Source organism: Flavobacterium pectinovorum, assembly GCF_900142715.1.
GTDB lineage: Bacteria > Bacteroidota > Bacteroidia > Flavobacteriales > Flavobacteriaceae > Flavobacterium > Flavobacterium pectinovorum.
In genome coordinates this window covers 460303-479038 of sequence record NZ_FRBX01000002.1, presented here as the reverse complement: position 1 = coordinate 479038, position 18736 = coordinate 460303, and the positions used below count along the sequence as shown (strand labels likewise).

Here is an 18736-nt window from a genome sequence, read left to right as displayed (position 1 = left end):
GTTTTCGTATTGATCCAAAAAAAAACCGCTCCTAAAAGCGGTTTTGTAAACTATAGTAGAAATTACCTTAGTTTCTATTTGCTAAAGCATTCTTTTGTAAATTTTTAACTGATGCTACCTGGCTGTTTTCAAAAGCCACTTCGCAAAGATTATTCGCATTAAAGAAAATCCATTTTCCAGTTTTCATTCCGTTTGTGTATTCTCCAACGGCAAGTTTATTTCCTTTTTCGTCATAAGATACCCAAGCACCATCTAATTTACCATCTTTATAGAAACCTTCTTGTTGTACTCTGCCATTATCATAATAATAAGTAGCTTTTACTTTGTTTCCAACAGCTTCTAATTCTGGTTTCCCTTCTTGTGCAACTAAAATTCCAGAGAACATCATTGCAACTAAAATCACACATTTTTTCATATCTTCAGGTATTAATGTTATCAAATCGTTATCAAATATAATTAATTGTTTACATTAAACAAACTTTTACTTAACAATTTGGTAACATTGAATAAAAACTTAACATTGGAAATTATATACATACAAAAAAACCAGTGCTGAGGCACTGGTTTTACTGGTTTTTTATAAAAAATATAAATTCACGATAACGTTGTAAATTTGACACTAAATTACTTTAATAATGCATCCAACTGCGTTTGAAGGTCTTGAGAAGAGGGTCTGTCAGCATCTGAATTTAAAATATTACCCTTTGGATCAATCAAAATAAATCTCGGAATTCCGGTTACTTCATAACTCGTTACAAATTCTGATTTCCATTCGTTATCAGAAAATAACTGAATGCCACCTAATTGTTTATCTGTTACAAACTTTTTCCATTTATCATGATCTTTCGGAACATCAACAGAAATGCTTACAAACTCAATATTTTTTCCATGATATTTCTCTTCTATTTTTTGCAAATAAGGAATCTCAGCTCTACAAGGTCCACACCAGGTTGCCCAAAGATCAATATAAACATACTTTCCCTTTAAATCAGAAAGTTTTGTTTTTCCTCCTTTATGATTTTCATAATCAAATATTACAGAAGGTTTTCCGTTCAGCTTTTTAGCTTTTGAGGTTCTTTCATAATCTTGTACGGCATATTGATTAAATTCTTCAAAAGATCTTTTCAAAGCCACTTTAAATTCAGGATCATAATCACCTTTTTCGATATTTTCCAGATCCGTTTTTTTCTTTGTTTCAAGTAATACTGCAAATTCTGCTGCTTCTTTACCAGAAGCGTCATTCATAAATTTTTCGTTTGATAAAGCATATTGCGCAAGAAAGTTACTTTCATTTACGCCCTTACCTTTATATACAATCGTTTCGTCAAATTCTTTGGCATTCATCGTCAGATTTACTTCAGAATTTGGTGTTATGTAAAAATTAGATGATTCTACACCATCAGAAAACATATAAAATCCTTTTGGAGCCTCGAAATTGGCAGCAAATAATTCTTTTTTATTAATCGGAATTACTTGTTTAAAATTATTCGCTCCTTTAATTACTAAGGTATCGCTATTTCTATTGGTAATTTTAGCCGTAAAAGCAATTTGACTTTTGGCTTGACCTATAATATTCAAAGTGCTCAAAATCAACATTCCGGAAACGAAAAATTTCTTCATATACATTAAAGTTTGTTTTTAGTAATTCAAATCTAAAGAAATTCATGGTTTGAAATTTAACAATTAACAAAATATTTCAAATTATTGAACATCAAGTTATCACTTTACTATATTATTTTGAATTTTGTGTTTACTTTTGCAGTCTAAAATTTAGATCATGTATAGAAGTCATAATTGCGGCGAGTTAAACGCTTCAAATATTAATACCGAGGTTACACTTGCAGGTTGGGTTCAAAAATCACGCGATAAAGGATTTATGAATTGGGTTGATTTACGCGACCGTTACGGAATTACGCAACTTATTTTCGACGAAAGCCGTACTGATAAAACCGTTTTTGAACTGGCTAAAACACTTGGTAGAGAGTTTGTGATTCAGGTAAAAGGAACTGTTATTGAGCGTGAAGCCAAAAACAAAAATATACCGACTGGTGAAATCGAAATTTTAGTTTCTGAATTGAATATTTTAAATGCAGCATTAACGCCTCCATTTACGATTGAAGATGAAACTGATGGCGGTGAAGATATCAGAATGAAATACCGTTACTTGGATATTCGTCGTAATCCTGTAAAAAACAGTTTATTATTCCGTCATAAAGTAGCGATGGAAGTTCGTAAATATCTATCTGATTTAGATTTCTGCGAAGTTGAAACGCCATACTTAATTAAATCGACTCCGGAAGGTGCAAGAGATTTCGTTGTTCCAAGTAGAATGAACGAAGGACAATTTTATGCCTTGCCACAATCTCCACAAACTTTTAAACAATTGTTGATGGTGGGCGGAATGGATAAATATTTCCAGATCGTGAAATGTTTCCGTGATGAAGATTTACGTGCAGACCGTCAACCTGAGTTTACACAAATCGATTGTGAAATGGCATTTGTAGAACAAGAAGACATTTTGAATGTTTTTGAAGGTTTGACAAGACATTTACTAAAAGAAATTAAAGGTATCGAAGTAGATAAATTTCCTAGAATTACCTACGATTATGCCATGAAAACATATGGAAATGACAAACCGGACATTCGTTTCGGAATGGAATTTGGAGAATTAAACGAATTTGCAAAACACAAAGACTTTCCTGTATTCAACGCCGCAGAATTAGTAGTTGGAATTGCAGTTCCGGGAGCAGGAAATTATACCCGTAAAGAAATTGACGGATTAATTGACTGGGTAAAACGCCCGCAAGTTGGAGCATCAGGAATGGTGTATTCAAAATGTAATGACGACGGAACTTTTAAATCATCTGTAGATAAATTTTACGATCAGGACGATTTAGCACAATGGGCAAAAATTACTGGAGCAAAACCCGGAGATATGATTTTTGTACTTTCAGGCCCTGCTGATAAAACTCGTGGACAGCTTTCTGCGCTTCGTATGGAATTAGCAACCCGTTTAGGATTGCGTAAACCAGAAGAATTTGCACCTTTATGGGTTGTAGATTTTCCATTATTAGAGCTTGACGAAGAAAGTGGCCGTTATCATGCAATGCACCACCCGTTTACGTCTCCAAAACCAGAAGACATGCATTTGTTGGAAACTGAACCGGGAAAAGTTCGTGCAAACGCTTATGATATGGTTTTAAACGGAAATGAAATTGGTGGAGGTTCTATTCGTATTCACGATAAAGCGACACAACAATTGATGTTTAAATATTTAGGTTTTACCGAGGATGAAGCAAAAGCACAATTTGGCTTCTTAATGGATGCGTTTCAATTTGGAGCACCGCCACACGGAGGTCTGGCTTTTGGTTTAGACAGATTGGTTGCCATTTTAGGAGGACAAGAGACTATTAGAGACTTTATTGCTTTCCCAAAAAACAATTCTGGTCGTGATGTAATGATTGATGCACCAGCCAAAATTGATGATGCCCAATTAAAAGAACTTCATATTAAAGTAGATACAATATAATTTCTAAAGAAATTTAAAATTAAAAAACTGCAGCTAAAAAATTAGCTGCAGTTTTTTTATGCTTGATAATGAAGCAATGCCTATTTTAAAGGAGAAACACGATTTGTAAACTTAAGATTGATGATGAGAAAGCGAATTGTTCTATTAAAAAAATAATTTTGAAGATAATTTAAAAAATTCCTACTTTTTATTCTTACAATAAATGATTCTCAATTAAAGCATATCCATATGTAAATTGATGCAATATAAATAGCGAAAACACTGTGAATCAATAATTTTTACAAAAAATTAACACCTTATTGTCTTTTGTATGAATTTATATGTTACATTTGCTACATTATAAATTATTATTACAATTACAATGCGTACAGGTACAGTAAAATTTTTCAATGAATCTAAAGGTTATGGATTCATTACAGACGAAGAAACAGGAAAAGATATCTTCGTTCACGCTTCAGGAATTAACGCGGAAGAATTACGCGAAGGTGACCGTGTAAGCTATGAAGAAGAAGAAGGAAGAAAAGGGAAAGTTGCTGCTAAAGTAGCAGTAATCTAAGAAAAATATAGCAATTTATTTTTTTTGCCTCTGAATGGTTTTAAAACGTCTCGATTAATTTCGAGACGTTTTTTTTTGCTCAAATCTTAAAAAAAACATAAAATAGGTTGTTGTTATTTATAATCAATAAAAATTACAAACAATCACCCTTTTGTTACCCACTTAAATCCTTTTTTAGCTTGTGATTTACAGAGTTGAAAGCTATCTTTGTGGCTCATTTTTTAAGTAAAAAACCCCCAAGATTATGCAATCTGATCAATACAGTTATCTTCCTATTTTAATGCAGTTTATTTTAGCTGTAGGTTTTGTGGTAGGAACCATCATTGTTTCTGGAAAATTAGGTCCAAAAAGAACTTCAGAAGTTAAAGATAAAAACTTTGAGTGCGGTATCGAATCTGTTGGTAACGCCCGTATTCCTTTTTCTGTAAAATACTTCTTAGTAGCCATTTTGTTTGTATTGTTTGATGTAGAGGTAATTTTCCTTTATCCTTGGGCAGTAAACTTTAAAGAACTTGGTGTTGAGGGAATGCTTAAAATGATTGTCTTTATGGCTTTGCTTTTAGTTGGCTTCTTCTATATCATCAAAAAGAAAGCTTTAGACTGGGAATAATAATTTATGATTTCAGATTTTAAATTTTAGATTGTTTGATTTAGAATTTTAGATTTGAAAAAATAAGTTTCTTAAAATATAATCGATTTTTAAAATTGATTTCGATTTTCAGGTTTACAAAATCTAAAATCAGAAATCTAAAATCTAAAATAAAATGAGCGATTCAAATGTAAATATGGTTGCAGCGCCAGAAGGAGTTGTAGGAGAAGGTTTCTTCGCTACAAAACTAAATGATGTTGTAGGTTTAGCAAGAGCCAATTCATTATGGCCTTTGCCTTTTGCAACTTCATGCTGTGGTATCGAATTCATGGCCACAATGGCTTCACACTACGATTTAGCACGATTTGGTTCTGAGCGTGTGAGTTTTTCTCCTCGTCAGGCAGATATGTTGCTGGTAATGGGAACTATTTCTAAAAAAATGGCACCTATCTTAAGACAAGTTTACGAACAAATGTCTGAACCTCGCTGGGTAATTGCAGTTGGAGCTTGTGCTTCATCAGGCGGAATCTTCGATACTTATTCTGTTTTACAAGGAATTGATAAAGTAATTCCTGTTGACGTTTACGTTCCGGGATGCCCTCCAAGACCAGAACAAATTGTTGATGGAGTAATGAAACTTCAGGAATTGGTAAAAAGCGAATCTGTGAGACGCAGAAGTTCTCCAGAATACCAAGAATTACTAGCTTCATATAACATTTCATAAGATGGCTTTAGAAAATACCCTGATTCAAGATAAACTTACAGAAACATTTGACACAAGTGTTTTTAACTTTCAACAAGAAAGAGATATTTTTTCACTAGAAACTACTGCTGACAAAATCACAGCCCTGATTCTTTTTTTGAAAAACGATTCTGATTTACGATTCCATTTTTTAACCGATTTATGCGGTGTTCATTATCCGGACAACGAAACAGATCGTCAGTTTGCAATAGTATATCATTTGCACAATTGGTACGAAAACAAACGTATTAGAATCAAAGTATTCTTAAACGGTGAAAAACCAGAGATAAAAACCATTTCAAATATTTTCCTAAGTTCAAATTGGATGGAAAGAGAAACATACGATTTCTACGGGATTAACTTTATTGGTCATCCGCAATTGAAACGTATTTTGAATATGGATGAAATGATATCGTTCCCAATGCGAAAAGAATTCCCAATGGAAGACAGCGGAAGAACAGATAAGGATGACAGATTCTTTGGAAGAACAACAACAAATTGCTAAAAAATAAATAATTCAACATTATAAAATGTCAGAACTATTATTACCACCAGAGCATAGATATGCTAAAATAATAAAGGAAAAACTAAACGAAGACGGAAGCGAGCTTTCTGTACTAAATTTAGGGCCAACGCACCCAGCTACACACGGTATTTTTCAAAATATCCTGTTGATGGATGGAGAAAGAATCCTTGAGGCTGAACCAACGATTGGTTACATCCACAGAGCTTTCGAAAAAATTGCCGAAAATCGTCCTTTTTATCAAATTACGCCACTTACAGACCGTATGAACTATTGCTCCTCTCCTATAAACAATATGGGATGGTGGATGACATTAGAAAAATTACTTAATATTGAAGTTCCTAAAAGAGCTCAATATTTAAGGGTTATCGTAATGGAGCTGGCACGTATTACAGACCACTTAATCTGTAACTCGATTCTTGGTGTTGATACTGGTGCGTATACAGGTTTCTTATACGTTTTTCAATTTAGAGAAAAAGTTTACGAGATTTACGAAGAAATTTGTGGTGCTCGTTTAACAACAAATATGGGAAGAATTGGTGGTTTCGAAAGAGATTGGTCACCAGAAGCATTCCGCAAATTAGATGTATTTTTACAAGATTTCCCTGTCGCTTGGCAAGAATTTGTAAACTTATTCGAAAGAAACAGAATTTTCCTTGACAGAACCGTAGACGTAGGTGCAATCTCAGCAGAGCAAGCAATGGCTTACGGATTTACAGGTCCAAACTTACGTGCTGCCGGAGTTGATTACGACGTTCGTGTTGCACAGCCTTACTCTTCTTACGAAGATTTCGATTTTGCTGTTCCCGTTGGAAAATCAGGTGATACTTACGATCGTTTCTGTGTTCGTAATGCTGAAGTTTGGGAAAGTTTAAGTATTATTCGTCAAGCGTTGGATAAAATGCCGGCAGGAAACGAATATCATGCAGAAGTTCCAGATTACTACCTTCCTCCAAAAGAAGATGTCTACACTTCTATGGAATCTTTGATTTACCACTTTAAGATTGTAATGGGAGAAGTTCCTGTACCAGTTGCAGAGATCTACCATCCTGTTGAAGGTGGAAATGGAGAAATCGGATTTTATTTAGTTACAGACGGAAGCAGAACTCCATATAGATTACATTTCAGAAGACCTTGTTTCATTTATTACCAGGCATATCCTGAAATGATTAAAGGATCATTATTATCTGATGCAATTGTTATTCTGTCAAGTTTAAATGTAATTGCCGGAGAATTAGACGCGTAAAATTTAGATTTTAGATTGTAGAATTTAGATTAAAAAATTTGTGACTTTGCGCCTTAGTGGCAAAAAAAGAATAAAATGGAAAGAAAACATTACAAACAAGAAATAAACATGACTGAAGCATTGATGACTCGCATCAATGAATTGATCAGTCATTATCCTGAAGACAAAAGAAAATCAGCTTTGTTGCCTGTTTTGCATGAAGTGCAGGACGCACACGACAACTGGCTAAGTACTGAGTTGCAGGATAAGGTTGCTGAAATTTTGCACATCAAACCAATTGAGGTTTACGAAGTGGTTACTTTTTATACCATGTACAACCAGAAACCAATTGGAAAATACATGTTCGAATTCTGCCAGACTTCTTGTTGTTGTTTAAATGGTGCCGAAAATTTAATGGATTATACTTCTGAAAAATTAGGCATTAAAATGGGAGAAACAACTCCAGATGGAATGTTTACCATTGCCGGAGTAGAATGTTTAGGTGCCTGCGGATACGCTCCGATGATGCAATTAGGCGATTTCTACAAAGAAAAATTGACAGAAGAAAAAATCGATCAGTTAATTGCTGATTGCAGAGATGATAAAATAATATTACACGATAAATAATATGTCACAAAAAATATTATTAGATAAAATCAATATTCCAGGAATTAAAACCTACGAAGTATATCGCCAAAATGGTGGTTATGCTTCTGTAGAAAAAGCTTTGAAAACACTTACGCCAGACGAAGTTGTTGAAGAAGTAAAAAAATCAGGACTTCGTGGTCGTGGTGGTGCTGGTTTCCCAGCTGGAATGAAATGGAGTTTTATTGATAAAAAATCAGGAAAACCAAGACATTTAGTTTGCAATGCCGACGAATCTGAACCAGGAACTTTTAAAGATCGTTATTTGATGGAATTTATTCCTCACTTATTGATCGAAGGAATGATTACTTCAAGTTTTGCCTTAGGCGCTAACTTATCTTATATCTACATTCGTGGAGAATATATGTGGGTTTTCAAAATTTTAGAAAGAGCAATCAACGAAGCAAAAGCTGCAGGTTGGTTAGGAAAAAATATATTAGGAACAGGTTACGATTTAGAGTTACACGTTCACTGTGGAGCCGGAGCTTATATTTGTGGAGAAGAAACTGCACTTATAGAATCTTTGGAAGGTAAAAGAGGAAACCCTCGTATTAAACCACCATTCCCTGCAGTTTCAGGACTTTGGGCAAATCCAACAGTCGTTAACAACGTTGAAACTATCGCAACTGTGCCTTGGATCATCAACAACTCTGGAGATGATTATGCAAAAATTGGAATTGGACGTTCAACCGGAACTAAATTAATTTCTGCTTCAGGACACATTAAAAATCCTGGTGTTTATGAAATTGAATTAGGGTTGAGTGTTGACGAATTCATGAATTCTGATGAGTATTTAGGAGGAATGTCTTCGAGCAGACCTTTGAAAGCGTTTGTACCTGGAGGATCTTCAGTGCCAATTTTACCTGCTGAATTAATTTTCAAAACAGCAAATGGTGAAGATCGTTTAATGACTTACGAATCTTTAAGTGATGGTGGTTTTGCTACCGGATCGATGTTAGGTTCAGGAGGATTTATCGTTTACAATGATACTGCTTGTGTAGTAAGAAACACTTGGAATTTTGCACGTTTTTACCACCACGAATCTTGTGGACAATGTACACCTTGTCGTGAAGGAACAGGCTGGTTAGAAAAAATATTGTGGAGAATCGAAAACGGTCAAGGCCGCGAAGAAGATATCGAATTATTGTGGAGTATTCAAAGTAAAATCGAGGGTAACACAATTTGCCCGCTTGGAGATGCAGCTTCTTGGCCGGTAGCAGCAGCTATTCGTCATTTTAGAGATGAATTTGAATACCATGTTCGTTTCCCTGAAAAAATTAAACATAGAGATCACTTTGTTGCTGAACCTTTTTCACAAGTTAAGCATTTAGTAGGCGGTAAAGTAATCGTATAAAAAATATAAGCAGAAAGTTATAAAGTTAACAATATAAAAAAGGACAGCAATTCTTTTCAATATTCCGACTTTCAACATTCAAATCAATAAGAGATGAAAGTAACCATAGACGGTCAAAGTATAGACGTAGAGCCAGGAACAACGATTCTACAGGCTGCACGTATGATTGGTGGAGATTTGGTACCGCCAGCCATGTGCTATTACTCAAAATTAAAAGGCAGCGGCGGTAAATGTCGTTGTTGTTTAGTTGAAGTTTCTAAAGGAAGCGAAGCTGACCCAAGACCAATGCCAAAATTAATGGCATCTTGTGTAACAGGATGTATGGACGGAATGGAAGTAAACAGCAAATCTTCTGACAGAGTAACGGAAGCCCGTAAATCTGTAACAGAATTTTTATTGATCAATCACCCATTAGATTGCCCCGTTTGTGATCAGGCCGGTGAATGTGATTTACAAAACTTAAGTTTCGAGCACGGAAATCCGAAATCACGTTTTATAGAAGAAAAAAGAACATTCGAGCCAGAAGATATTGGTCCGAATATTCAATTACATATGAACCGTTGTATTTTATGTCAAAGATGTGTACAAGTTGCAGATCAGTTGACTGACAATAGAGTACATGGAGTATTAGATCGTGGAGATCATGCTAATATTTCTACTGGTATCTCAAAAGCTATTGATAATGAGTTTTCTGGAAATATGATCGATGTTTGCCCGGTTGGAGCATTAACCGATAAAACTTTCCGTTTCAAATCAAGAGTTTGGTTCAACAAACCTTATAATGCTCACAGAGAATGTACAACTCCGGGATGTTGTGGAAAAACAACAGTTTGGATGTTTGGAGGAGAAATTCAGCGTGTAACTGGCCGTAAAGACGAGTATCATGAAGTGGAAGAATTCATTTGCAACTCTTGTCGTTTTGATCATAAAAATGTAAACGATTGGACAATTGAAGGACCAAGAGAATTTGAAAAAGATTCTGTTATCAACCAAAATAACTACACTCAAAAATTAGAGAAAGTAGAAATCGATACTGAAAAAACTATCCTTATGGGTAGAGACATAGACCGTAAAAAAATTAGTATGGCTGAAATTCCATTAAACACTAACAACAAAATTTCTTAATGATGGTAGATGGTACGTTTATTATAGAGAAAAGTGTTGTAATTGTTGTGGTTTTTGCCATAACAATGATCATGGCAATGTATTCTACCTGGGCTGAACGTAAAGTTGCGGCTTTTCTTCAGGATCGTGTAGGACCAAACCGCGCCGGATGGGGAGGGTTATTACAACCGCTTGCAGATGGTATGAAATTATTCTCAAAAGAAGAGTTTTTTCCAAACACACCTAACAAATTTTTATTTGTTGTAGGACCGGCAATTGCCATGAGTACAGCTTTAATGACAAGTGCGGTAATTCCTTGGGGAGACAAATTACACATTTTTGGTCGTGATGTTCTTTTACAAGCAACTGATATTAATATTGGTATTCTATATATTTTTGGAGTACTTTCTATTGGAGTTTATGGCATCATGATTGGTGGATGGGCTTCTAACAATAAATTCTCTTTAATGGGAGCTGTTCGTGCAGCATCTCAAATGGTTTCTTACGAAGTCGCAATGGGATTATCAATGATTGCTTTGTTGATGATGACCGGAACTTTAAGTTTAAGAGAAATTTCTCTTCAACAACAAGAAATGAACTGGAACGTATTTTACCAACCTTTATCTTTCTTGATTTTCCTGATTTGTTCGTTTGCAGAAACTAACAGAACTCCTTTTGATTTAGCAGAATGTGAAAATGAATTAATTGGAGGTTATCACACAGAATATTCATCAATGAAAATGGGATTCTATTTATTTGCTGAATATGCGAGTATGTTTATCTCAGCTACTATCATATCTGTTTTATTCTTTGGAGGATATAACTATCCTGGAATGAGCTGGATGGTAGAACATGCAGGAGTAAATATTGCTAATATATTAGGAATTGCAGCATTGTTTGCAAAATTATGTTTCTTCATATTTTTCTATATGTGGGTACGTTGGACAATTCCAAGATTTAGATACGATCAATTAATGAATTTAGGGTGGAGAATTTTGATTCCGCTTTCAATTATTAATATAATGATTACGGGTGCTGTCATTTTGAGACACGATATAGCTGCCGCTTTAGGATTCTAAAACCGTATTGTCAGCTTCAAATAAAAATAAATAGATTTAGAATTTGATTTTACCGTCAAATTGCGAATCGTAAATCATACATTATAAAATGTCAATAGAAACTATATCATTATCGGGTAGAAAAAAGATGGTCTCTAATAAAGAGATGACTTTTTGGGAGCGATTGTATCTTGTGGCGATTGTGAAAGGATTATATATCACCCTTAAACATTTATTCAGAAAAAAAGTGACGATTCACTATCCTGAGCAAGTGCGTGAAATGAGTCCAGTTTATCGTGGTCAACACCAGTTAAAACGTGATGAACAAGGTCGTGAAAACTGTACAGCTTGTGGATTATGTGCTTTATCATGTCCTGCTGAAGCAATCACGATGAAAGCTGCAGAACGTAAAGCAGATGAAAAACATTTGTATAGAGAAGAAAAATACGCATCTATATATGAAATCAATATGTTGCGTTGCATTTTCTGTGGTTTATGTGAAGAAGCATGTCCGAAAGATGCAATTTACCTGACTACTTCAAAAGTTTTGGTTCCATCAAGCTATGAAAGAGAAGACTTTATTTTTGGAAAAGACAGATTAGTGATGCCTCTTGATGTGGCAATCAAAAATGCTCAACTTAATAATGCTAACTAAATGATACATATTCCTGATTTTGCACACGCAACAACTGTACAAATTATATTTTGTTTCTTAGCGTTTATTACGGTAATCACCGCTTTCCTGACCATTTTTAGCAGAAACCCAATTCATAGTGCTATTTATCTAGTGATTTGTTTTTTCTCAATTGCTGGCCACTATTTACTATTGAATGCTCAATTTTTAGCTATAGTACATCTTATAGTTTATTCCGGAGCAATTATGATTTTGTTCCTGTTTACAATTATGTTGATGAATCTTAACGAACGTCATCAAGTACACAGACCTAGAATTACACGTTTAGGCGCAATTGTGTCTTTCTGTTTGATTTGCATTGTATTGATTGCAATTTTCATTAATTCAAAACCAATTGTTGGTGATTACGATTCGACCGGAGAAGATTTCCAATCTATTAAAGTATTGGGTAAAATATTGTTGAATGAATATATGGTTCCGTTTGAATTTGCTTCAGTTTTACTTTTAGTAGCAATGATTGGAACTGTACTATTGTCTAAAAAAGAAAAATTAAATAAATAATGGGTAATATATTAAATCAAATAGGTATTGAAAACTACATCTTTTTAAGTGTTGTACTTTTCTGTATTGGTGTTTTTGGTGTATTGTATAGACGAAATGCAATCATTGTATTCATGTCTATCGAAATCATGTTGAATGCTGTTAACCTTTTATTTGTTGCTTTTTCAACTTATCATCAAGATGCGCAAGGACAAGTTTTTGTATTCTTCTCGATGGCAGTTGCTGCGGCAGAAGTTGCAGTTGGATTGGCTATTTTAGTTTCGATCTTTAGAAATTTAGGTTCGATTAGTATCGATAATTTAAAAAATTTAAAAGGATAAATGGAAATGGATACCAATTTAGCTTTAGTTTTAGTATTAGCTCCTTTTTTAGGATTTTTAATCAATGTTTTCTTTGGAAAAACTTTAGGAAAAACAGCCTCCGGAATTATTGGAACTGTTTCTGTTTTAGTTTCTTTTCTTGTTACAATTTTCTTTTTCAATCAACTTACCCAAACTGAAAAAGCCATTCAGATAACTTTATTTGACTGGATTCAGATCAGTAACTTACATATCAATCTTGGATTTTTATTAGATCAATTATCTTTGCTTTGGTTGCTTTTTGTAACAGGTATTGGTTCTTTGATTCATTTATATTCTATTAGTTATATGCATGATGATGAAAATATGCACAAATTTTTTGCTTATTTAAATCTGTTCGTGTTTTTCATGATTACTCTTGTAATTGGAAGTAACTTACTAGTTTTATTCATTGGTTGGGAAGGTGTTGGACTTTGCTCGTATTTATTAATTGGATTTTGGTATAAAAATCAGGATTATAATGATGCTGCGAAAAAAGCTTTCATCATGAACAGAATTGGAGATTTAGGTTTATTAATCGGAATGTTCATTATTGGTTCAATGTTCTCAACTTTAGATTATGCTACTTTAAAAACTGCAATTGCGGGAGCAACAAATTTAAATTTACCATTGCTTTCATTGGCTGCATTATGCTTGTTTATTGGAGCTTGTGGTAAATCTGCACAAATTCCGTTATACACTTGGCTGCCTGATGCGATGGCAGGACCAACTCCGGTTTCAGCATTAATTCACGCTGCAACCATGGTTACTGCCGGTATTTTTATGGTAACGAGATTAAACTTTGTATTTGATTTAGCTCCGGATGTTCAAACTGTTATTGCTGTTATTGGCGCTATCACTTCATTAGTTGCCGCAACAATTGGTTTAGTTCAAACAGATATTAAAAAGGTTTTGGCCTACTCTACCGTTTCTCAATTAGGATTAATGTTTTTGGCCTTAGGATTTGGTGCTTATGAAGTAGCTGTTTTTCACGTAATCACGCATGCTTTCTTTAAAGCTTGTCTTTTCTTAGGTTCAGGATCTGTAATTCACGGTTTACACGGAGAGCAGGATATGCGCAAAATGGGTGGATTGCGTAAAGCAATGCCAATCACTTTTTGGACAATGTTAATTTCATCATTAGCAATTTCAGGAGTTCCGTTTTTCTCAGGTTTCTTTTCAAAAGATGAAATCTTAATGACAGCTTTCCACCATAGTATTCCATTATATATTGTTGGATCTATCGCTTCAATTATGACTGCTTTCTATATGTTCCGATTAATGTTTTTAACTTTCTTTAAAGATTTTAGAGGAACTGAAGAACAAAAACATCATTTACATGAAAGTAACGGTTTAATTACTTTTCCTTTAATGATCCTTGCAGTCTTAGCTACTTTTGGCGGATTGATTAGTTTACCTGGAAACAGTTGGTTAAACGAATATTTGGCTCCACTTTTTACAAAAGCTGCAGGCGAAGAACATCATTTGGGAACTACAGAATATACTTTAATGGGTATTGCTGTTTTAGGCGGATTATTAGGAATCTTAATTGCTTACATCAAATACTTCAAACAAGATAATGTTCCTGAAGCAGATGAAAACATTACTGGTTTAACAAAAGTACTTTACAACAAATATTATGTAGATGAAATTTACGATGCCATATTTGTTCGTTCTATCAACGTATTGTCAAGATTCTTCAGAGACTATATAGAGACTGGTTTATCTGCACTTGTATTCGGATTAGGAAAAGTAACCAATGAAATAGGTTTTCAAGGTAAAAAATTACAAAACGGAAGCATCGGATTATATCTTTTTGCCTTTGTTTTAGGTCTTTGCGCCATTGTTTCCTATATATTTTTAGCTAAATAATTTAACAACTATGAACGTTTCTCTTATATTAATTATTCTTTTAATTGGTGCATTTGCCACTTATTTTGTTGGTGACAAACTAGCTTCAAAAGTTGCTTTGTTCTTTAGTTTAGCGGCTTTAGGCTGTTCTTTAGTATTGTTAAGTCATTTTAATGCAGGCGAAAACATTAGTTTTATCAACGCCTGGATTACACAACCTAAAATTTCATTCGTTTTAAATGCTGACGGATTAGCAATTGCAATGCTTTTGTTAACTGTTGCGCTAACGCCAATCATTATATTTTCCTCTTTTGGAAATGAATATAAAAATGCAAAAGGTTTTTATGCCTTAATTTTATTTATGGCCTTTGCCATGACAGGAACTTTCCTTGCGGGAGATGGACTTTTATATTATATTTTTTGGGAATTATCTCTTATTCCTATATATTTTATTGCCCTTATTTGGGGTAATGGTGATGCTGAAGAACGCAGAAAAGCAGTTGTCAAATTCTTTATTTACACACTTGCAGGATCGTTATTCATGTTAATTGCTTTTATCTATTTATATACAAAAGCAAAAAGCTTCCTTATCGAAGACTTATACAAGTTGAATTTATCTGCTTGTGAGCAATTATGGATTTTCCTTGCATTCTTTTTAGCTTATGCTATTAAAATTCCGATTATTCCTTTCCACACATGGCAGGCAAGCGTTTATCAAAAAGCACCAACTGTTGGAACAATGCTTTTATCTGGGATTATGCTAAAAATGGGATTATACAGTGTTATTCGCTGGCAGTTGCCAATTGCGCCACTTGCTGCAAAAGAATACATGAATATTTTTATAGCTTTAGGAATTGCTGGTGTTATTTACGGATCAATCGTTGCTTTAAGACAAAAAGATTTAAAGAAATTATTGGCTTATTCATCTTTGGCTCACGTTGGGTTAATTGCTGCCGGAACTTATACTTTAACAATCGATGGTTTACGTGGAGCAGTTTTGCAAATGATCGCTCACGGTTTTGTTGTAGTTGGTTTATTCTTTGCTGCTGAGATTATCTTTAGAAGATTTGAAACGAGAGAAATTGACGCAATGGGCGGAATTCGTATTCAATCTCCTAAATTTACTTCAATGTTTTTGATTTTGGTTTTAGCGTCAGTTGCTTTACCAAGTACTTTTAACTTTGTTGGAGAATTTACCGTTTTATATAGCCTTTCTCAAATTAATGTATGGTTTGCTGTTTTAGGCGGAACAACAATTATTTTAGGAGCTTATTATATGCTTAAAATGTTTCAGAATGTAATGTTGGGAGATACAAATTCTAAAACTTTTGCAGATGTTTCTGTTAATGAAGGAATATCATTTGTAGTAATTATTGCGGTTTTAATATTCTTCGGATTTTATCCAAAACCAATTACAGATTTGATAACACCAAGTTTAGAAACTATCTTAAACGTTATCAATAAAAATTAATATTTTAAATAAAAATAAATTAGGGCATCATTAGTTTTCGGTTTCCTAAATCAAAAAAACAAAAATGAATACATTAATAGCTATAACAGGATTGGGTATTTTCTGCCTATTATTTGAAATTCTTAATTTAAGAAAAGCCATTATTCCATTTACCATAATTGGATTACTGGCTGTTTTGGCACTTAATTTTTCAGAATTCGGCACAACAGAAAGTTATTATAATAACATGATTACAGTGAGTAAATTCTCTACTGCTTTTTCATCGTTGTTTATTATTCTGACCATTTTCCTGGTAGCGCTAAGTCATAATTTTTATGAAAACCATCCCACTAAAATCTCAGATTTTATTGCTATAAAAATATTTTTATTAGCTGGTGGTGTAGCAATGGTTTCTTTTGGCAATCTGGCTATGTTTTTCTTAGGAATCGAAATTCTATCTATTGCATTATATGTTTTAGCAGCGAGTGACCGTTTGAATTTAAAGAGTAACGAAGCTGGTATGAAATACTTTTTGATGGGATCTTTTGCATCAGGAATTATTTTATTTGGAATTTGTTTGATCTACGGAGCAATGGGAAGTTTTGATGTTGCCGAAATTCACGAAAGTTCATTATCTGCAGAATTACCAATCTGGTTTCCTATCGGAATGATCTTGATGATTATTGGTATGTTCTTTAAAATAGCAGCAGTTCCATTTCACTTTTGGGCTCCGGATGTTTATGAAGGTTCTCCTGCCCTGACAACTGCTTTGATGAGCACACTTGCAAAAGTTATTGCCATTGCAACATTATACAAATTAATTGAAGGATTGAATTTAATTCCGTCGCTTGAAAATCAGGAACTTTTAGGAACCTTTGAAAATATCGTCGTAATTGTATCTATTGCATCAATGACTGTTGGAAACATTATGGCATTACGCCAGGTAAATGTAAAACGTATGCTGGCATTCTCAGGAATTTCGCATGCCGGTTTCATGTTGATGACTTTCTTGAGTATTTCAACTTCTGCGGGTGTACTATTATATTATACTGCAGCCTACGCTTTAGCGGGAATTGCATCTTTTAGTGTTATCTTATATGTTTGCAAAAATCAGGATAACGAAGATATTACCAACTTCCACGGTCTTGGAAAAACGAATCCATTATTGGCTGCTATTTTAACAGGATCATTGTTATCTATGGCTGGTATTCCAATTTTTTCAGGTTTTTTTGCTAAATTATTCTTGTTTGACCAAACAATTCAGGCTGGTTACATAGCATTGGTAATTGTAGCAGTTATTAATTCAATTATTAGCGTTGGATATTATTTTAAACTAATTCTGGCAATGTATTCTAAAGATGCAAACGAAGAACGTACCGGAAAACCATTCCTTATATATGCTGTTGCCGTGATCTCTATTACATTAAACATTGTACTTGGATTATTTCCTTCATTAGTTTTAGATTTATTGAGATAAAAAAATCATTAAAAAATATATAGAAAATCCATTCTCTTAACGAATGGATTTTTTATTTTATGATGAATTTATTCCGAAGAAAAAATCATGTTAAAAAAAATCAAGAACTAATAGCACATCAAAAAAACTCCATATATTTGGGATTAATTAAATGTATTAAAATATGAACTTCAATTCAAAAAATCCATTTTTAAGCAACAAGCGTTTTTCATCAAATGCTGTGTCAAAAGCTGAAGAGGTACACCAAGCACAAATTATTGATTACAATCAGGAAATGAGTGTTTCGGGTACAATCAATAAAACAGCTATTTTATTTTTAATTTTATGCGGAGCTGCTATGGTAACATGGTGGATGGCGTTTAACGGAATTAATATTATGCTGCCAGCGATTGGTGGTGCCGTTGTTGGACTTATTTTAGTTGTAATTTCTGCATTTAAACCACATCTTTCTCCTTATCTGGCTCCCGGATATGCCTTGTTTGAGGGACTATTTATTGGTGGTATATCTGCTATTTTTGAAGCAATGTATCCTGGAATTGTGATTAACGCTGTTGGTGCAACTTTGGTTACTTTTTTAGTTTGCTTAGGTTTATATAAATTTAGAATCGTAAAAGTAACAGAACAATTCAAGTCAGTAGTGGTTGCCGCTACATTAGCAATAGCAACTTATTATTTAATTTCATGGCTGGTATCTATGTTTACAAGCTTTACTCCTGTACATCATGGAAATTCTATGATGAGTATTGGAATTAGTGTTTTTGTTATTATTATTGCTGCTTTGAACTTATTTTTAGACTTTGATCAAATTGAAAAAGGAGTACAGCAAAGAATGCCAAAATTTATGGAATGGTACGGTGCAATGGGTTTAATGGTAACATTAGTTTGGTTATACATTGAATTTTTAAGATTATTATCAAAATTATCCAGTAAAGACTAATCTCTTTTTTAATCATAAAATCTAAGGCCTTTTTGAAAATTCAAAAAGGCCTTTTTTATTGCAAAATATTAGTTCTCCACATCTTTTTTTAATTGAAATTATGTTGTGAATTAACTTTTCACAATACTATTATCAATAAAGTTTTTAACGCCAAAAAGCAAAA

The 18736-nt window shown here is 33.7% G+C and carries 19 protein-coding genes; 17 read left to right on the top strand and 2 right to left on the bottom strand.

Annotated features, from left to right (window positions below; translation table 11 throughout):
• Positions 1-67: 67 nt before the first annotated feature.
• Positions 68-415, bottom strand: a complete 348-nt coding sequence (locus BUE22_RS08655; RefSeq protein ID WP_073394593.1) for a toxin-antitoxin system YwqK family antitoxin — start codon at positions 413-415, stop codon at positions 68-70.
• A 209-nt stretch (positions 416-624) separates the two neighbouring features.
• Positions 625-1620, bottom strand: a complete 996-nt coding sequence (locus BUE22_RS08650; RefSeq protein ID WP_073394592.1) for a TlpA family protein disulfide reductase — start codon at positions 1618-1620, stop codon at positions 625-627.
• 157 nt (positions 1621-1777) lie between these two features.
• Between BUE22_RS08650 and aspS the strand changes: the two genes are divergently transcribed.
• The 17 genes from aspS (at position 1778) to BUE22_RS08565 (ending at position 18573) form a co-directional block, all read left to right on the top strand.
• Positions 1778-3529 (top strand): aspartate--tRNA ligase, encoded by a 1752-nt coding sequence (gene aspS, locus BUE22_RS08645; RefSeq protein ID WP_073394591.1) that lies wholly within the window; start codon positions 1778-1780, stop codon positions 3527-3529.
• Positions 3530-3890: 361 nt separating this feature from the next.
• Positions 3891-4085, top strand: coding sequence for a cold-shock protein (locus BUE22_RS08640; protein WP_007137066.1), 195 nt, complete (start codon positions 3891-3893; stop codon positions 4083-4085).
• A gap of 244 nt (positions 4086-4329) precedes the next feature.
• Complete coding sequence (locus BUE22_RS08635; RefSeq protein ID WP_042563257.1) at positions 4330-4695, top strand: NADH-quinone oxidoreductase subunit A; 366 nt, start codon at positions 4330-4332, stop codon at positions 4693-4695.
• 154 nt (positions 4696-4849) lie between these two features.
• Entirely contained in the window at positions 4850-5398 is a 549-nt protein-coding gene (locus BUE22_RS08630; protein WP_042563256.1) for an NADH-quinone oxidoreductase subunit B, read from the top strand.
• A 1-nt stretch (position 5399) separates the two neighbouring features.
• Complete coding sequence (locus BUE22_RS08625) at positions 5400-5921, top strand: NADH-quinone oxidoreductase subunit C (RefSeq protein ID WP_042563255.1); 522 nt, start codon at positions 5400-5402, stop codon at positions 5919-5921.
• 25 nt (positions 5922-5946) lie between these two features.
• On the top strand, positions 5947-7185 hold the full coding sequence (locus BUE22_RS08620; RefSeq protein WP_042563254.1) for an NADH-quinone oxidoreductase subunit D: 1239 nt from the start codon (positions 5947-5949) through the stop codon (positions 7183-7185).
• A 75-nt stretch (positions 7186-7260) separates the two neighbouring features.
• Positions 7261-7791: a complex I 24 kDa subunit family protein gene (locus BUE22_RS08615; RefSeq protein WP_026982598.1), complete on the top strand. Its 531-nt coding sequence runs from the start codon at positions 7261-7263 to the stop codon at positions 7789-7791.
• A 1-nt stretch (position 7792) separates the two neighbouring features.
• The gene (nuoF, locus tag BUE22_RS08610; protein WP_073394590.1) at positions 7793-9163 is read left to right on the top strand and encodes an NADH-quinone oxidoreductase subunit NuoF; all 1371 of its coding nucleotides are present in this window, start codon (positions 7793-7795) and stop codon (positions 9161-9163) included.
• A gap of 93 nt (positions 9164-9256) precedes the next feature.
• Positions 9257-10288: an NADH-quinone oxidoreductase subunit G gene (locus BUE22_RS08605; RefSeq protein ID WP_042563252.1), complete on the top strand. Its 1032-nt coding sequence runs from the start codon at positions 9257-9259 to the stop codon at positions 10286-10288.
• Entirely contained in the window at positions 10288-11346 is a 1059-nt protein-coding gene (nuoH, locus tag BUE22_RS08600; RefSeq protein WP_207384878.1) for an NADH-quinone oxidoreductase subunit NuoH, read from the top strand. Before BUE22_RS08605 ends, nuoH begins: the two co-directional genes overlap by 1 nt.
• A gap of 88 nt (positions 11347-11434) precedes the next feature.
• Positions 11435-11980 carry a NuoI/complex I 23 kDa subunit family protein gene (locus tag BUE22_RS08595; RefSeq protein ID WP_042563251.1) on the top strand — a complete coding sequence of 182 codons (546 nt, stop codon included), beginning with the start codon at positions 11435-11437 and terminating at the stop codon, positions 11978-11980.
• The gene (locus tag BUE22_RS08590; protein WP_042563250.1) at positions 11981-12520 is read left to right on the top strand and encodes an NADH-quinone oxidoreductase subunit J family protein; all 540 of its coding nucleotides are present in this window, start codon (positions 11981-11983) and stop codon (positions 12518-12520) included.
• The gene (nuoK, locus tag BUE22_RS08585; RefSeq protein ID WP_026982591.1) at positions 12520-12840 is read left to right on the top strand and encodes an NADH-quinone oxidoreductase subunit NuoK; all 321 of its coding nucleotides are present in this window, start codon (positions 12520-12522) and stop codon (positions 12838-12840) included. Before BUE22_RS08590 ends, nuoK begins: the two co-directional genes overlap by 1 nt.
• 6 nt (positions 12841-12846) lie before the next feature.
• Positions 12847-14730 (top strand): NADH-quinone oxidoreductase subunit L, encoded by a 1884-nt coding sequence (nuoL, locus tag BUE22_RS08580; RefSeq protein WP_073395022.1) that lies wholly within the window; start codon positions 12847-12849, stop codon positions 14728-14730.
• Positions 14731-14740: 10 nt separating this feature from the next.
• The gene (locus BUE22_RS08575) at positions 14741-16180 is read left to right on the top strand and encodes a complex I subunit 4 family protein (protein ID WP_073394589.1); all 1440 of its coding nucleotides are present in this window, start codon (positions 14741-14743) and stop codon (positions 16178-16180) included.
• 64 nt (positions 16181-16244) lie between these two features.
• The gene (locus BUE22_RS08570; RefSeq protein ID WP_073394588.1) at positions 16245-17636 is read left to right on the top strand and encodes an NADH-quinone oxidoreductase subunit N; all 1392 of its coding nucleotides are present in this window, start codon (positions 16245-16247) and stop codon (positions 17634-17636) included.
• A 163-nt stretch (positions 17637-17799) separates the two neighbouring features.
• Complete coding sequence (locus BUE22_RS08565; RefSeq protein ID WP_042563247.1) at positions 17800-18573, top strand: Bax inhibitor-1/YccA family protein; 774 nt, start codon at positions 17800-17802, stop codon at positions 18571-18573.
• Positions 18574-18736: the final 163 nt, after the last annotated feature.

Bases quoted from the DNA above. Each gene is read 5' to 3' on its own strand.
- BUE22_RS08655 (WP_073394593.1), bottom strand. From the start codon at position 415: ATGAAAAAATGTGTGATTTTAGTTGCAATGATGTTCTCTGGAATTTTA.
- BUE22_RS08650 (WP_073394592.1), bottom strand. From the start codon at position 1,620: ATGAAGAAATTTTTCGTTTCCGGAATGTTGATTTTGAGCACTTTGAAT.
- aspS (WP_073394591.1), top strand. From the start codon at position 1,778: ATGTATAGAAGTCATAATTGCGGCGAGTTAAACGCTTCAAATATTAAT.
- BUE22_RS08640 (WP_007137066.1), top strand. From the start codon at position 3,891: ATGCGTACAGGTACAGTAAAATTTTTCAATGAATCTAAAGGTTATGGA.
- BUE22_RS08635 (WP_042563257.1), top strand. From the start codon at position 4,330: ATGCAATCTGATCAATACAGTTATCTTCCTATTTTAATGCAGTTTATT.
- BUE22_RS08630 (WP_042563256.1), top strand. From the start codon at position 4,850: ATGAGCGATTCAAATGTAAATATGGTTGCAGCGCCAGAAGGAGTTGTA.
- BUE22_RS08625 (WP_042563255.1), top strand. From the start codon at position 5,400: ATGGCTTTAGAAAATACCCTGATTCAAGATAAACTTACAGAAACATTT.
- BUE22_RS08620 (WP_042563254.1), top strand. From the start codon at position 5,947: ATGTCAGAACTATTATTACCACCAGAGCATAGATATGCTAAAATAATA.
- BUE22_RS08615 (WP_026982598.1), top strand. From the start codon at position 7,261: ATGGAAAGAAAACATTACAAACAAGAAATAAACATGACTGAAGCATTG.
- nuoF (WP_073394590.1), top strand. From the start codon at position 7,793: ATGTCACAAAAAATATTATTAGATAAAATCAATATTCCAGGAATTAAA.
- BUE22_RS08605 (WP_042563252.1), top strand. From the start codon at position 9,257: ATGAAAGTAACCATAGACGGTCAAAGTATAGACGTAGAGCCAGGAACA.
- nuoH (WP_207384878.1), top strand. From the start codon at position 10,288: ATGATGGTAGATGGTACGTTTATTATAGAGAAAAGTGTTGTAATTGTT.
- BUE22_RS08595 (WP_042563251.1), top strand. From the start codon at position 11,435: ATGTCAATAGAAACTATATCATTATCGGGTAGAAAAAAGATGGTCTCT.
- BUE22_RS08590 (WP_042563250.1), top strand. From the start codon at position 11,981: ATGATACATATTCCTGATTTTGCACACGCAACAACTGTACAAATTATA.
- nuoK (WP_026982591.1), top strand. From the start codon at position 12,520: ATGGGTAATATATTAAATCAAATAGGTATTGAAAACTACATCTTTTTA.
- nuoL (WP_073395022.1), top strand. From the start codon at position 12,847: ATGGATACCAATTTAGCTTTAGTTTTAGTATTAGCTCCTTTTTTAGGA.
- BUE22_RS08575 (WP_073394589.1), top strand. From the start codon at position 14,741: ATGAACGTTTCTCTTATATTAATTATTCTTTTAATTGGTGCATTTGCC.
- BUE22_RS08570 (WP_073394588.1), top strand. From the start codon at position 16,245: ATGAATACATTAATAGCTATAACAGGATTGGGTATTTTCTGCCTATTA.
- BUE22_RS08565 (WP_042563247.1), top strand. From the start codon at position 17,800: ATGAACTTCAATTCAAAAAATCCATTTTTAAGCAACAAGCGTTTTTCA.